Origin of the sequence: Thermocrispum agreste DSM 44070 (assembly GCF_000427905.1) — a bacterium.
In the GTDB taxonomy this organism is placed as follows: Bacteria; Actinomycetota; Actinomycetes; order Mycobacteriales; family Pseudonocardiaceae; genus Thermocrispum; species Thermocrispum agreste.
The window spans coordinates 289034-303035 of record NZ_KE386604.1; the positions used below are offsets into that span (position 1 = coordinate 289034).

The 14002-nt window shown below is 69.2% G+C and carries 12 protein-coding genes; 4 read left to right on the forward strand and 8 right to left on the reverse strand.

Annotated elements, in window-relative coordinates; all coding sequences use genetic code 11:
* Window positions 1–26 precede the first annotated feature (26 nt).
* The 4 genes from hpaD to YWY_RS0116100 all read left to right on the forward strand — a co-directional run bounded on the left by hpaD (window position 27) and on the right by YWY_RS0116100 (window position 4327).
* On the forward strand, window positions 27–1187 hold the full coding sequence (gene hpaD, locus YWY_RS0116085) for a 3,4-dihydroxyphenylacetate 2,3-dioxygenase (RefSeq protein ID WP_028848455.1): 1161 nt from the start codon (window positions 27–29) through the stop codon (window positions 1185–1187).
* Between the two features lie 68 nt (window positions 1188–1255).
* Window positions 1256–2041, forward strand: coding sequence for a fumarylacetoacetate hydrolase family protein (locus YWY_RS0116090; protein ID WP_028848456.1), 786 nt, complete (start codon window positions 1256–1258; stop codon window positions 2039–2041).
* Entirely contained in the window at window positions 2038–2793 is a 756-nt protein-coding gene (locus YWY_RS0116095) for an HpcH/HpaI aldolase family protein (protein WP_038045458.1), read from the forward strand. The genes YWY_RS0116090 and YWY_RS0116095 overlap by 4 nt, the downstream gene beginning before the upstream one ends.
* A 61-nt stretch (window positions 2794–2854) precedes the next feature.
* Window positions 2855–4327: an NAD-dependent succinate-semialdehyde dehydrogenase gene (locus tag YWY_RS0116100; protein WP_028848458.1), complete on the forward strand. Its 1473-nt coding sequence runs from the start codon at window positions 2855–2857 to the stop codon at window positions 4325–4327.
* 294 nt (window positions 4328–4621) lie between these two features.
* On the opposite strand, the gene YWY_RS0116105 is transcribed toward YWY_RS0116100, so the two are convergent.
* The 8 genes from YWY_RS0116105 to YWY_RS0116140 all read right to left on the reverse strand — a co-directional run bounded on the left by YWY_RS0116105 (window position 4622) and on the right by YWY_RS0116140 (window position 13834).
* A complete protein-coding gene (locus YWY_RS0116105; protein WP_038045460.1) occupies window positions 4622–6148 on the reverse strand; it encodes an AMP-binding protein in 1527 nt (508 codons plus the stop codon).
* A gap of 49 nt (window positions 6149–6197) precedes the next feature.
* Complete coding sequence (locus YWY_RS22400) at window positions 6198–7010, reverse strand: SDR family NAD(P)-dependent oxidoreductase (RefSeq protein ID WP_211227629.1); 813 nt, start codon at window positions 7008–7010, stop codon at window positions 6198–6200.
* A 259-nt stretch (window positions 7011–7269) separates the two neighbouring features.
* Window positions 7270–7857 carry a TetR/AcrR family transcriptional regulator gene (locus YWY_RS0116115; RefSeq protein WP_028848460.1) on the reverse strand — a complete coding sequence of 196 codons (588 nt, stop codon included), beginning with the start codon at window positions 7855–7857 and terminating at the stop codon, window positions 7270–7272.
* A 32-nt stretch (window positions 7858–7889) separates the two neighbouring features.
* Window positions 7890–8864 (reverse strand): ABC transporter ATP-binding protein, encoded by a 975-nt coding sequence (locus tag YWY_RS0116120; RefSeq protein WP_028848461.1) that lies wholly within the window; start codon window positions 8862–8864, stop codon window positions 7890–7892.
* Window positions 8861–9745 carry an ABC transporter permease gene (locus tag YWY_RS0116125; RefSeq protein ID WP_028848462.1) on the reverse strand — a complete coding sequence of 295 codons (885 nt, stop codon included), beginning with the start codon at window positions 9743–9745 and terminating at the stop codon, window positions 8861–8863. The genes YWY_RS0116120 and YWY_RS0116125 overlap by 4 nt, the downstream gene beginning before the upstream one ends.
* Window positions 9742–10683: an ABC transporter permease gene (locus tag YWY_RS0116130; RefSeq protein ID WP_028848463.1), complete on the reverse strand. Its 942-nt coding sequence runs from the start codon at window positions 10681–10683 to the stop codon at window positions 9742–9744. Before YWY_RS0116130 ends, YWY_RS0116125 begins: the two co-directional genes overlap by 4 nt.
* Window positions 10684–11067: 384 nt before the next feature.
* Window positions 11068–11802, reverse strand: a complete 735-nt coding sequence (locus YWY_RS0116135; RefSeq protein WP_245566702.1) for an alpha/beta hydrolase — start codon at window positions 11800–11802, stop codon at window positions 11068–11070.
* Window positions 11803–11854: 52 nt separating this feature from the next.
* Complete coding sequence (locus YWY_RS0116140; protein WP_028848465.1) at window positions 11855–13834, reverse strand: prolyl oligopeptidase family serine peptidase; 1980 nt, start codon at window positions 13832–13834, stop codon at window positions 11855–11857.
* Between the last annotated feature and the right edge of the window lie 168 nt (window positions 13835–14002).

Below are 14002 nucleotides of genomic sequence, written 5' to 3' on the forward strand. Positions count from 1 at the left end.
CACGGATCAGAGCAAGGACGCCTGAGATGACCAAGAACGACAAGACCTTGACCTCCTCCGGGTTCTACGTGTCGCAGGAAGCCCCGATCGTGTGCGACAACCCCGTGCCGAAGCCGTCGGTGCCGCCACCGGAGGTGCTGCGGTGCGCGTCGATGGAGCTGGTGGTGAGCGACCTCGCGGCCGCGCGCGAGTTCTACGTCGACGTGCTGAACCTCGTGGTCACCGAGGAGACCGACGGGGTGATCTACCTGCGCACGCTCGAGGAGTTCATCCACCACAACCTGGTGCTCCGACAGGGCCCGGTGCCCGCGGTGGCTGCGTTCTCCTACCGGGTGCGCTCGCCGGAGGACTTGGACAAGGCGGTCGCGTTCTACTCCGAACTCGGCTGCCGGATCGAGCGCCGCAAGGACGGCTGGGTCAAGGGCGTCGGCGACACGGTGCGCGTCGAGGACCCGCTCGGTTTCCCGTACGAGTTCTTCTACGACGTCGACCATGTCGAGCGGCTTGCGTGGCGGTACGACCTGTACACGCCGGGCGCGCTGGTGCGGCTGGACCACTTCAACCAGGTCACCCCGGACGTGCCGAGGGCCGTGTCGTACATGCAGCACCTCGGGTTCCGGGTCACCGAGGACATCCAGGACGACCAGGGCACGGTGTATGCGGCGTGGATGCGGCGCAAGCCGACCGTGCACGACACCGCGATGACCGGCGGTGACGGGCCGCGCATGCACCACGTCGCGTTCTCCACGCACGAGAAGCACAACATCCTGGCGATCTGCGACAAGCTCGGCGCGCTGCGCCGATCCGACTGCATCGAGCGCGGCCCCGGTCGGCACGGCGTGTCCAACGCCTTCTACCTGTATCTGCGCGACCCGGACGGCCACCGCGTGGAGATCTACACGCAGGACTACTACACCGGTGACCCGGACAACCCGGTCGTCACCTGGGACGTGCACGACAACCAGCGGCGTGACTGGTGGGGCAACCCGGTGGTGCCCAGCTGGTACACCGACGCGTCGCTGGTGCTCGACCTGGACGGGAACCCGAAGCCGGTGGTCGCTCGCACGGACAGCTCGGAAATGGCGGTGACGATCGGCGCCGACGGGTTCTCCTACACCCGCAAGGACGACGACAAGCCGCTGCCGGAGTGGAAGCAGGGCGAGTACAAGCTGGGCCACCAGCTCTGAGTCGCCACACGCTGGGTCACCAGCGCTGAGCCTCGCTCGCCCCTGACCGCCTAGCTCGAGGGAGATTCATGCTCGAACCCGACGTGATCACCGCGATCGCCGACGAGCTCGCCGAGGCCGACCGGAAGCGGACCGTGGTGCCCCGGATCACCGCCCGCTACCCGCAGGCCGACGTCGAGGACGCCTACGCCATCCAACGCACCTGGCGGGACCGCCAGCTCGCCGCCGGGCGGCGGCTGGCCGGCCGGAAGATCGGGCTGACGTCGAAGGCGATGCAGTCGGCGACCGGTATCAGCGAGCCGGACTACGGGGTCGTCCTCGCCGACACCGTGTGGACCAGCGGGTCGACGATCCCGTTCGACGCGTTCTCCAACGTGCGCATCGAGGTCGAGTTGGCGTTCGTGCTCTCCGCCCCGCTGGAGGGTCCCGGGCGTACCGTGATCGACGTGCTGCGCGCCACCGAGTACGTGATCCCGGCGCTCGAAGTGCTGAACTCCCACATCGAGCTGGAGGGCCGCACGATCGTCGACACCATCGCGGACAACGCCGCCTACGGCGCGATGGTGATCGGCGGCAACCCGACCCGGCCGGAGGACGTCGACCTGCGCTGGGTCTCGGCGTTGCTGTACCGGAACGAGACGATCGAGGAGACCGGTGTGGCGGCCGGGGTGCTCAACCATCCCGCGACCGGGGTGGCGTGGCTGGCGGACAAGCTGTCCCAGCACGGTGACCGGCTCGAGGCGGGGGAGATCATCCTCGCGGGCTCCTTCACCCGCCCGATGTGGGTCGAGCGCGGTGACAGCGTGCTGTGCGACTACGGACCGATGGGGACGATCACGTGTCGCTTCCAATGACCTTCCGTGATGCGCTGGCAGCCGCCGACCGGCCGCTGGCCGGCATGTGGTGCTGCACCGGCAGCCCGCTGGTCGCCGAGATCTGCGCGGGCTCCGGGCTGGACTGGCTGTTGATCGACGGCGAGCACGGGCCGAACGATCTGACCACGATCCTCACCCAGCTGCAGGCCGCGGCCGCCTACCCGGTGACCACGGTCGTCCGGGTGCCGAGCAACGACGCAGTGATCATCAAGCAGGTGCTCGACCTGGGCGCGCAGAACATCCTGGTACCCATGGTCGCCTCGGCCGAGGAAGCCCGTGCCGCGGTCGCGGCGATGCGCTACCCGCCGGGCGGAATCCGTGGCGTCGGGTCGGCGCTCGCCCGTTCGGCCCGGTGGAACCGGGTGGACGGCTACCTGGCAGATGGCGACCGGCACGTCAGCTTGTTCGTCCAGGTGGAGAGCGGTGCCGCGGTCGAGGCGGCCGGCGAGATCGCCGCGGTCGACGGAGTCGACGGGGTCTTCGTCGGCCCGTCCGACCTGGCCGCCTCGATGGGGCTGCTCGGGCAGCAGACCCACCCGGACGTCGTGGCCGCCGTGCTGCGCACGTTTGAGGCGGTGCGGGCGCGGGGGAAGCCTGTGGGGGTGAACGCGTTCGACCCCGAGTTCGCGCAGCGGTACCTGGACGCCGGGGCGTCGTTCGTCGCCGTCGGCGCCGACGTCACGCTGCTCGCCAGGGGCAGTGAGGCGCTTGCCGCGCGCTACATCCGTTGAGCTGCCCCATCCCCAGACCGATGCGACCGGTCCGCGGGGCGGGCCGGAGAGGACGGGAACGATGACCGACGAGCGAGAGAAGCAGCTGCTGGCCGGCGTGCCGGACGGACTGTTCATCGGTGGCCAGTGGCGCCCGGCCGAGGGCGGCCGCACGTTGCCGGTGCACGACCCGGCCACCGGCGAGGTCGTCAAGGAGATCGCGGACGCGTCCGTCGCCGACGGCAAAGCCGCGCTGGACGCCGCCTGCGAGGCGTTCGACGACTGGGCGGCGACGCCGGCGCGGGAGCGGGCGGAGCTGCTGCGCCGGACGTTCGAGCTGGTGCGGGAGCGGGCCGAAGACCTCGCGCTGCTGATGACCATCGAGATGGGCAAGCCGCTGGCGGAGTCGCGCGGCGAGGTCACCTACGGCAACGAGTTCGTGCGTTGGTTCAGCGAGGTGGCCGCGCACGTGCAAGGCCGGTACGGGGCCAACCCGGAGAACACCGGCCGGATGATCGTCTCGCAGCATCCGGTCGGGCCGTGCTACCTGATCACGCCGTGGAACTTCCCGCTCGCCATGGCGACGCGGAAGATCGCCCCGGCGCTGGCGGCAGGCTGCACGGTCGTGATCAAGCCCGCCGCGCTGACCCCGCTGACGACGTCGGCCTTCGTGCAGATCCTGGTCGAGGCCGGGCTGCCGCCCGGGGTGGTCAACGTCATCAACACCTCCGACTCCGGCGGGGTGTCCGAACCGATCATCACCGACCCGCGGCTGCGCAAGCTGTCGTTCACCGGGTCCACGCAGGTCGGGCAGATCCTGCTGCGGCAGGCGTCGGAGCGGGTGCTGCGCACCTCGATGGAGCTGGGCGGCAACGCGCCGTTCATCGTCTTCGAGGACGCCGATGTGGACAAGGCAGTCGAGGGTGCGCTGCTGGCGAAGTTCCGCAACATCGGGCAGGCCTGCACCGCGGCCAACCGGTTCCTCGTGCACGCCGACGTGGCGGAGGAGTTCACCCGCCGGATCGTCGAGCGGGTGAAGTCGTTCAAGGTCGGCCGCGGCACCGAGGAGGGCGTGACGATCGGCCCGCTGATCGACGACCGTGCGGTGGCGAAGGTCGAAGCGCTGGTCAAGGACGCCGTCGCGCGAGGCGCGAAGGTGCACACCGGCGGGCAGCGGCTGGACCGGCCGGGCTCGTTCTACGCGGCCACCGTGCTGAGCGACGTGCAGCCGGGCAGCGACATCCTGCGCGAGGAGATCTTCGGCCCGGTGCTGCCGATCGCCACGTTCGGCGACGAGGACGAGGCGGTGCGGCTGGCCAACGACACCGACTTCGGCCTGGTCTCCTACGTCTACACGGAGAACCTGGCCCGCGGGCAGCGCATGATCGAGCGGCTGCAGAGCGGGATGATGGGCCTGAACATGGGCGTGGTGTCCAACGCGGCGGCGCCGTTCGGTGGCTGGAAGCTGTCCGGGCTGGGCCGGGAGGGCGGCGCCGAGGGCATCAACGAGTACTTGCAGACCAAATACACGTTGACGCCCAACCCGTTCGCCTGATTGGTTGGGTGGCCGAGGGCGGGCCTGCGACGCCCACTGCGCATGGCCCGCCCGACCTGCCCTGCGTTCCGGTCTCCCTGGTGTCCTGGTGGCCCGGGCAGTGACCGGTCATCCCGGGGCCGCCGGGCTCACTCGCCAGGGCGGCTCGGTGCCAGGACGGGCTGGCGCAGTTCGAACCGGCTTGAGCTGCGCTGTTCGCTGCGCGTGGCCCTGTCCGGCCTGCCCGCGTCCTGGTGACTTCGCCGGTGGCCAGGGGCCTGCGGCCGGCGGACCGCAGGCCCGAGCCTGTCCGGCTCAGATCGTGCGGCCCACCCCGCGCCAGTACGGCTCCCGCAGCTGCCGCTTGAGGATCTTGCCCGACTCCAGGCGCGGGATCTCGCGAAACTCCACGACCTTGGGCGCGTTGTAGGAAGCCATGCGCGCACGCACGTAAGCCCGGACCTCGTCGGCGGTGACCGGCGTCGTGCCGTCCAGCTCGACCGCCGCCGCGACCGACTCGCCGTACTCGTCGTCCGGGATGCCGAACACCGCGACGTCGCGGACGCCGGGCATGGTGAGCAAGCATTCCTCGATCTGCGGCGGGTAGATGTTCACCCCGCCCGAGATGATCATGTCCTTCTTGCGGTCGTTGAGATACAGGAACCCGTCCTCGTCGACGTAGCCGACGTCGCCCGCGGTCAGGAACCCGTCACGTTCGATCCTGCGACGGTCCTCCGGGTTGTTGGTGTACTCGAAGTCCGGCTGCTCGGCGATCCTGGTGTAGATCTCACCCGGCACACCGGGCGGGACCTCGTTGCCCTCATCGTCCAGGATCCGCAGTTCCACGCCGGGCAGCGGCTTGCCGACGGTGCCCTCGTGCGCCAGCCACTCCGCACTGTCCGCCCCGGTGACCAGGCCGATTTCCAGGCTGCCGTACATCTCGTAGAACACCGGGCCCCACCAGTCGATCATCGCCCGCTTCACGTGCCGGGGACAGGGTGCCGCTCCCTGGGTCACGTGCTGCAGCGAGGACACGTCGTACCGGTTGCGCACCTCCTCCGGCAGCTGCAGCAGGCGGTTGAACATGATCGGCACCAGCATCAGGTGCGTGATCCGGTACTTCTCGATGGTGGCCAGCAGGCCCTCCGGGTCGAACTTGGGCGCGAGCACGACGAACCCCTTGCTCCGGACCCAGCCGTTGGCCCAGTTCAGTGGTGCGCCGTGATACATCGGGCCGGTGACCACCGCCCGGACGCCCGGCCGGAAACCGCAGAACTTGGCCAGCTCGGTGTGATACCGGGTGGGCCGGGTGACCGGATCGCGGCGCACGCCCTTGGGCTTGCCGGTCGTGCCCGAGGTGTAGAGCATCGCGGAGGGGGCGGGTTCCGGCGGGTCGGTGCGCGGCTCGAAACCGGCGATCCACCCGTTCCACTCCGTCGCACCCTCCGGGACCTCGCGCTGGTCGCTCGGGATCCGGTACGCATCACCGATGTCCGCCGGGGTCGGGACGACGCGCACCGCGACGTGCGGCGGGAGCAGATCGAGCAGCGGCCGGACCAAGTCGGCGTGGCCGACGAGCACCTTGGCGCGCGCGTCCAGCACGATGTCGGCCACTTCCTCCGGCTTCAGATGCCAGTTCACCGGCGCCGCGGAAACACCGAGTATGTTGGCGCCCGCCATTGCCTCAAAGAACGGAATGTCGTTGCGCATCAGCAACGCCACGGAATCGCCACGTGTCACCCCGAGGGATGCCAACGCGCTCGCGGCCCGCTTGCTGCGCACGTCCAAGTCGTGCGACGAGACGAATTCGTCGCCCCGCAGAATGCCTGGTTCGTCGATCACGTACGCCTCCGCGCTGGAAGAACTGAGAAAGCCGAGAAAGAAACGCTGACTAGTGCTTGCTGACCGGTTCCAGGGCTTCGAGCAGCATGCGATGCCGCTGTTCCAGGTACGGGCCGATCATGTCGTCGGTGTAGATGTAGAGCCGGTTCTCCTTGATCGCCTCGAGCACCATGATTCCCACGTCGTCGGGGGAAACCCCGTTGGCCAGCGCGGACGAATGCGGGTGGTCGTCCCTTTTCCGCCCACCGGAGCGTGGGCTCAATGCTTGGGAGTGGGCGAAGATGTCGGTGTCGACGTAGCCGGGGCACAAGACGCTGACCCCGATGTCGTGCTTGGCCAGGCCGTGCCGCAGCGCCTCGGACATGCCTACGACGGCGAATTTCGTCGCCGTGTACATCACGCCCGCGCCGATGACCACCAGGCCGGCACCGGATGCGGTGTTCACGATGTGGCTGTCGCCGCCGCGGGCGAGCATGCGCGGCATGAAGGTCTGGATGCCGTTGACGACGCCGAACAGGTTGACCCCGACCATCCAGTCCCAGGTCTCGTAGGTCATCTCGGTCGTCGGCTCGCCGCCTGCCACCCCGGCGTTGTTGAACAGCAGCGACACCGCCCCGAGTTTCGTCTCCACCTCGTCGGCCACTTCGCGGTAGCGATCACGGTCGCGCACGTCGAGCACGTGTGCCTCGACGGCGGTGAGCTCGCTCAGCTCGGCCTTGGCCGCATCGAGGCCCGCCTGGTCGACGTCGACCAGCGCCAGCCGGGCGCCTTCCTTGGCCAGCGCGCGAGCGATGCCGAGGCCGATGCCCGCGGCGCCACCGGTGATGAATGCCGTCCGACCGTCGAATTGCTGAATCGCCACGCTCGATCCTCTCTTCGCCCGGATGTCGCCCCCGCACCGAATCTAGACGCGCAATCTAGCCTATGTCAATCAACATAGTGACATCACGGTCCAGTGCACGTAATGCGACGGCGGCCGGTGCTGGCGGGCCCGAGGCATTGGGATCACTGCGCGCGCACGTGCGCAAAATGATCACTGCGCGCAGAGCGCCTCGACCGGCGAATACGCCATGACAGATGACGCGGACACGGTCGGAACCTGGTGCGATGGCGCGCCGGGGCTATTTGTTGTTGATCATGTTTTCGACCAGTTTCTCCAGCCAGTCCATGGCCGCGTCGAGGTCGAAACCGGGGTCGAGCTGCCGCTGCAGGCCGAGGCCGAAGATGGCGCCGTTGACCACGGCCGCGATGTGATACGTCGACTCGTCGCCCTGGTCGGCGCCCGCCGAGGCGAGGATGTTCGCCGCCGCTTTCCGGCGGTTGGCGAAGAACTGCACGTAGTGCTCGTGGATCGTGCCGTCCTTCGACATCGCCTCGCTCAGCAGCGTGTAAAGCATGGCGGCGGCGGGGGTGTGCAGCCACTCCTTGACGCGATCGAAGAGCTCCCGCACGCCTTCCGGTCCTGGATTGGTGATCGTTCCGGCGTGGATGAACTTGTCGATCGCGCGCTCGACGACGGCGACGAGCAAGCCTTCCTTGTTGTCGAAGTGCCACGGGATGGAACCCCGGCTGATGCCGGACAACTCCGCGATGTCGACGAACGAGGTGCGCGCGAACCCCTTCTTGGCGAACAGGGTTTCGGCAGCGTCCAGGATGCGGCGGCGGCTCTCCTCGCCGATCTCGTCCATCCGGCTCTTGCGCCTGCTCATCTCACCATCCTCCCGACCGGGCTGGACATACTCTATGCCTGGTGGCACCGGCTCTGCCGGCCGGCTCGGTTCCCGGGGATCTCGCCGTCCAGGCAGCGTGCCTCGGCGAAGGCGCAGCGATCGTGGAAGCGGCATCCGGCGGGGAAGGCGCCCGCCGGTGGCACTCGGCCGGGAATGATCGGCAGGGCGGTCAGCCGTCTGCCTGCCTGCGGCACCGAGGACAGCAGGGCCCTGGTGTAGGGGTGCGCGGGGTTGGCGAAGAGTTCTTCGGTGGGCGCCTGCTCGACCGTCTGGCCGGCGTACATCACCACGACGCGATCGGCGATGCCGGCGACCACGCCGAGGTCGTGGGTCACCAGCAGCATGCCCATCCCGGTGCGTTGCTGCAGGTCGGCCAGCAGTTCCAGGATCTCCGCCTGGACGGTGACGTCGAGCGCGGTGGTCGGCTCGTCCGCGATGAGCAACCGCGGTTCGCAGGCGATGGCGGCGGCGATCAACGCCCGCTGCTGCATGCCCCCGCTCAGCTCGTACGGGTAGGCTGCGGCCCGGGCCCGGGGGTTGGGAATCCCGACCAGCTCGAGCAACTCGACGGCTCTCTCCAGCGCCACCTTGCGGGGTTCCCGCAGGTGCAGCCGCCGGGACTCGGCGATCTGCGCGCCGACGGTCATCGTCGGGTCGAGGCTCGACATGGGGTCCTGGAACACCGAACCGACGACCGACCCGCGCAATGCGTCCATGCGCCGGGCGGTGGCGGCCGTGACGTCCTCCCCGGCGACGGAGATGGTCCCGGACGCGACGACGACCTGTGGGGGAAGCAGATCGAGAACGGCCAGGGAGGTGATCGACTTGCCGCAACCGGACTCGCCGATCAGGGCGACGGTCTCCCCGGCGCGCACCTGGAAGCTCACGTCCTCGACCAGGCCGGGCTGGCCGGGAGAGCCCAGCAGGTCCAGGCGCAACGTGTCGACGGACAGCACCGTTTCGTGCCGAGCAGCGGTGGCGTTCATGAGTTCTTCCGATCGGCCGTCACGTCGCGCACCACGTCGCCGAGCGTGTTGAGCGCGAGGATGGTCAGGGTCAGGCAGACGCCGGGCGGAACGACCGCGTAGGGGGCGCGGAACTGCTGGTCGGCGGCGGCTTTGAGCATCGATCCCCAGCTCGCTTCCGGCAGCTGCACGCCGAGCCCGAGGAAGCTCAGGCCCGCCTCCGCCAGCAGCGCGAAACCCATCATCAGCGTGACCTGCACCAGCAGCGGGGCCAGCACGTTCGGCAGGCAGTGCACCCAGAGGATCCGGCGGGTCGAGCAGCCGATGGATTCCGCGGCGTCGATGTAGCCCTCTTCGACCACGGTGAGCGTGGCACCACGGACGATGCGGTACAGACGGGGAGCGAAGACCAGGCCGATGGCGATCATGGTCGGTCCGATGCCGGGTCCGAGGACCGCGACGATGGCGATGGCCGCGACGATCGCCGGAATGCTCAGCAGTGCGTCGGCGATGCGCGAGAGCACGGCGTCGAATCGCCCACGGAGGTAGCCGGCCAGCAGCCCGGCCGGTAGGCCAAGCAGAACGGCGATGCCCACCGCCACCACCGGCGCGACGACCACGATGCGGGTGGCGTAGATCAGGCGGCTGAGCACGTCCCGCCCGTAGTCGTCGGTGCCCAGCCAATGCGCGGCGCTCGGACCTTGGAACTGCTCGCTGAGGCTTTGGGCATAAGGGTCGTACGGGGCGAGGACGGGCGCGAACACCGCCGTGACCACCAGGCCGACGAGAAACGCGAAGCTGACTGCTCCTGCCGGCCTTCGCAGGATGAGCCGCACGGTGCGGAAGGCGGGCCGCTTTCCCTGGGACGGCACGACCGCGGACGACGCAGCTGACGTGGTCATGAGCGCACCTTCGGGTTGATCCAGCCGTAGGAGATGTCGACCAGCAGGTTGATGACGATGACGATGAGCGCGACCAGGACAACGTAGGCCTGGATGACCGGGTAGTCCTGGCGGACGACCGAGGTGATCGCCAGCGTCCCCAATCCGGAGATGCCGAAGACGGCCTCGATGATCACGACACCGCCCAGCAGGGACGCCGACTGCAGCCCGAAGACCGTGACGACCGGGATGGCCGAGTTGCGCAGGACGTGCTTGCGGACCAGCCAGCCGCGGCTGGCGCCACGGGCACGGGCGGCCAGGATGTAGGGCCGGGAGAGCACGTCGACCACACCGCCGCGGGTCTGCCTGGCGACCTCGGCCGTCATGGCCAGGGCCAGGGCGAAGGCGGGCAGGATGACGTGCCGCAGCCAGTCGCCGAATCCTTGCTCGATGGGCACGTAACCGGTGGCGGGCAGCCAGCCGAGATCGAACGCGAACACCGAGACCAGCAGCAGGCCGACCCAGAAGTTGGGCATTGCGATGCCCAGGGTGGCCAGCAGCGAGACGCCGCGGTCGGCCCAGCTGTTCTGGCGCAGCCCGGCGACGGTGCCCGCCGTCACGCCGAGCACCGCGGCGATCAGCAGCGCGACGACGGAGATCGAGATGGTGGCGGGCGCCGCCGCCAGCAGCGAGTCGATCACCGGCCGGTCCGAGTACAGCGATGTGCCGAAGTCGCCTTGCACCGCTGCCAGCAGCCAGTTGCCGAACTGCACGACCAGCGGCTCGTTGAGTCCCAGCCGCTCGCGGGCGGCCTCCACCTCGGCCGCCGTCGCGTCGCTGCCCACCAATGCCTCCGCGGCATCGCCGGGAGCCGCCTGCATCAGCAGGAAGACGACCACCGCCACCAGGAACAGGGACACGAGCGAGATGCCGAGGCGGCGCAGGAGGCGGATCACCATGGCGTCACCACCGCGCGATGTGTGTGTCTCGCGGGTCGGTGCGCTGCCGCGCGATGTGCGTCTCCCGCCGGCCGGTGCGGCGTCGTGGCGACGCTGCGCGTTCGGCAGTCCAGGCGCTGCACGATCTCTCCACTCCCTTGTGTTGTGAGCTGCAACACGTGGCTGACTTGGCTAGGTACCGTACAGCATGGCAGAGGATATGTCGAGCAACATAGACTTTGATGCGCCGCAGGGAAGGTGGGGCGACGAGGTGGCCGAGCCGGGGTTCGGCCGCCTTGGCACGGCGGAAAGGGAAGGCTCGATGCGCGGTGAGCGGATTGCGTTGCACGCCCGACGTGGCAGGCGAAAGTGCTGGTCAGGTGGCCGCGAAGGTGCCGGTGATACTCAGCTGGCCCAGCTTGTCAAGCGGGGGAGCAGGGCGGCGTAGACGTCGGGGTCGAGCGCCATGCCGGTGTGCGTGCTGCGCACTTCGACGTGTTCTGCACTCGGGTCCCGGCACAGCTCCCACGGCGCGATCTTGTCGTGCCGGGAAAAGACGGAGACCGCCGGGATGTCGCCGGGCAGCGGGCTGTCCAGGTGCTCGCGGTTGGTGCGGTAGCAGGGGCCGGTGAAGCAGTCCTGGTCGACCACGCCGGGGATGCCGGCGGTGCCGAGCCGGGCGATCACGCGGGCGACGGCGAGGAACTTGGCCCTGCCGCCCAGGGGGTTGAGCACCGCGCTGGCCAGCATGACCAGTCCGCCGACCAGGTCGGGCCGGCGGACCGCCACGATGCGCCCCAGCCAGCCGCCGCGGCTCTGGCCGAAGACGATCACTTTGCGGCCGGTCGCCTCGGCATGCCGCTCCAGCGTGCGCTCCAGTCGCTCCACCATGGTGGTGGTGCAGCCGACGTTCAAGCCGGTGCGGGAACCGATGGCGCGATAGCCACGCGCCGCGAACCAGGTGCGCGCCAATGCCAGGCTGCGGTCGCCGAACCCGAAGCCCGGGATCAGCAACACGCCCTGGCCTCGGCCGATGTGTTCCCGACGGGTCCAGATCGGATGCCGGAGAAGCCGGGGGATGTCCCGCACGATGGTGCGGAACGTTCCTTCTTCGACGGCCGACGGAGGTTGCGCTGGCACGCCGGATGGATATCCCGTTCGGCCGGCTTTCATGCGCGGCGCGCGGACCGCGTCACCCGAGACAGCGCCACAGGAACGCGAAGGTCAACGCCCAGTGGAACGCGCGCTGGGCGTTGTCGGCCGCCGCACCGTGGCCGCCTTCGATGTTCTCGTAGTAGTGCACCTCGTGGCCCAGTTCGCGCATCCGGGCGGCGAGTTTGCGGGCATGCCCGGGATGTACGCGGTCGTCCCTGGTCGAGGTCACGATCAGGGTCGGCGGGTAGCGGCGGTCACGCTCCAGGTTGTGCAGCGGTGAGTAGGTGCGCAGGTAGGCGGCGTCCTCGGGGTCGTCGGGGTCGCCGTACTCTGCGATCCAGGAGGCTCCGGCCAGCAGCCGGTGATAGCGCAGCATGTCCGTCAGCGGCACATGCGCCACGACCGCACCGAACAGTTCGGGGTAGCGGGTGAGCATGACGCCCGCGAGCAGGCCACCGTTGCTGCCGCCTTCCACGCCGAGCTGCTGGGGCGTGCACAGGCCGCGGTCGAGAAGGTCCCTGGCCACGGCGGCCAGGTCCTCGTAGGCCCGGTGACGGTTGTGTCGCAGGGCCGTCTGATGCCAGCGCGGACCGTACTCGCCGCCGCCACGGATGTTCGCCACCACGTAGCGGCCGCCGCGGGCCAGCCAGCCTCGGCCGACCGTCCCGCTGTAGGAAGGGGTCAAGGAGACCTCGAAGCCGCCGTAGGCGTTGAGCAGGGTGGGGCCGGGCTCCGGTCGCCCGACGACGAAGTAGGGGATCGCGGTCCCGTCGTCCGAGGTCGCGAAGTGCTGCTCGACGGTGATGCGGTCGGTGTCGAACCAGGCGGGGCTCTGCTTGAGCGGCTGCGGCTCCTCGGCGTCGAGGACGCCCCGGCTGAGCGTGGACGGCTGGGTGAATCCGGAGGTGCGCAGGAAGTACTCGTTGGAGTCGTCCGGCGAGGTGTCGATGATGTCGGCGCTGCCGATGTCCGGGACCCCGGGGAGCTCGTCTCGCTGCCAGGTGCCGGGTTCGACGAGATACAGGCGGCTCTTGACGTCGGTGAGTGTCTCGAGCAGCAGGTAGTCGCGGGTCCAGACGTGATACTGCAGCGAGGAATGCTCGTCCGGTCGGTAGACGACGGTGAAGTCACGCTTGCCCGCGAGGAAGTCGTCGAACCGGATGGCCAGTAGTGAGCCGGGTGGATGGCCCAGCCACTCGGAGCGCGGACGCACCAGCATCCACTCCCGGTGAACGCTGAGCCTGCTGTCGTTCGGCACGTCGATGCGCCGCAGGCCGTTCTCGGTGCGCAGCAGCTTTTCCGAGTTGAAGAAGTCGATGGAGCGATGGATCCAGTCGCGCTCGAAGCCGGGAGTGGCGTCGTGCCAGCCGCCGACCGCCACGTCGTCCTCTTCGCCTTCGAACACCAGCTGCGCCTCGGACACGGGGGTGCCGCGCCGCCATTCCCTGACCTGCCGGGGATACCCGGAGGCGGTCAGCGAGCCGGGGCCGAAATCCGTGCCGACGTAGATGCGGTCCCGGTCGATCCAGCTGACCTGGTGCTTCGCCTCGGGCAGCGTGAACCCGTCGGGCACGAACCTCAGTTCACGCAGGTCGAACTCCCGGACCACGGTGGCGTCGGCCCCGCCGCGGGACAGTTCGATCAAGCAGCGGTCGTAGTCCGGCCGCCGCGCTGTCGCTCCGCGCCAGACCCAGTTCTCGCCCTCCGCGGCGGCCAGCTCGTCGACGTCGAGGACGACCTCCCAGTCTGGTTGCGCTTGGCGGTAGGACTCCAGCGTCGTCCGGCGCCAGAGACCGCGCGGATGGTCGGCGTCCTGCCAGAAGTTGTAGAGGTACTCGCCGCGCCGGACGACGAACGGGATCCGGTCGTCGGCGTCCCACACCTGGCGAATCTCGCGCTGCAGCTGCGCGAACCGCTCGTCCTTGGTCAGGGTGGTGACCGTCTCCTCATTGCGGGCCCGGACCCAGTCCAGCGCACGGTCTCCGGTGACTTCTTCCAACCACAGCAGTTCGTCCACACCGCGACGTTAGCCGCACTGAGTGACGCGGGTCGGCCCGTGCCCGGACGGTGGGCTTGTCGATCTCGGGACGGCGAGCCAGCCATCCAACGCCGCACACTTTGTCGACAAAACGACTTGTTTACTTGTCGGTGGGGAGATCGGTCGCCGAGCCGGCGCCTTCGCGTC

Coding starts and splice junctions, on each gene's coding strand:
- YWY_RS0116095 (WP_038045458.1), top strand. CDS start 2,038: ATGACCTTCCGTGATGCGCTGGCAGCCGCCGACCGGCCGCTGGCCGGC.
- YWY_RS0116125 (WP_028848462.1), bottom strand. CDS start 9,745: ATGACCACGTCAGCTGCGTCGTCCGCGGTCGTGCCGTCCCAGGGAAAG.
- YWY_RS0116120 (WP_028848461.1), bottom strand. CDS start 8,864: ATGAACGCCACCGCTGCTCGGCACGAAACGGTGCTGTCCGTCGACACG.
- hpaD (WP_028848455.1), top strand. CDS start 27: ATGACCAAGAACGACAAGACCTTGACCTCCTCCGGGTTCTACGTGTCG.
- YWY_RS0116130 (WP_028848463.1), bottom strand. CDS start 10,683: ATGGTGATCCGCCTCCTGCGCCGCCTCGGCATCTCGCTCGTGTCCCTG.
- YWY_RS0116090 (WP_028848456.1), top strand. CDS start 1,256: ATGCTCGAACCCGACGTGATCACCGCGATCGCCGACGAGCTCGCCGAG.
- YWY_RS0116100 (WP_028848458.1), top strand. CDS start 2,855: ATGACCGACGAGCGAGAGAAGCAGCTGCTGGCCGGCGTGCCGGACGGA.
- YWY_RS0116115 (WP_028848460.1), bottom strand. CDS start 7,857: ATGAGCAGGCGCAAGAGCCGGATGGACGAGATCGGCGAGGAGAGCCGC.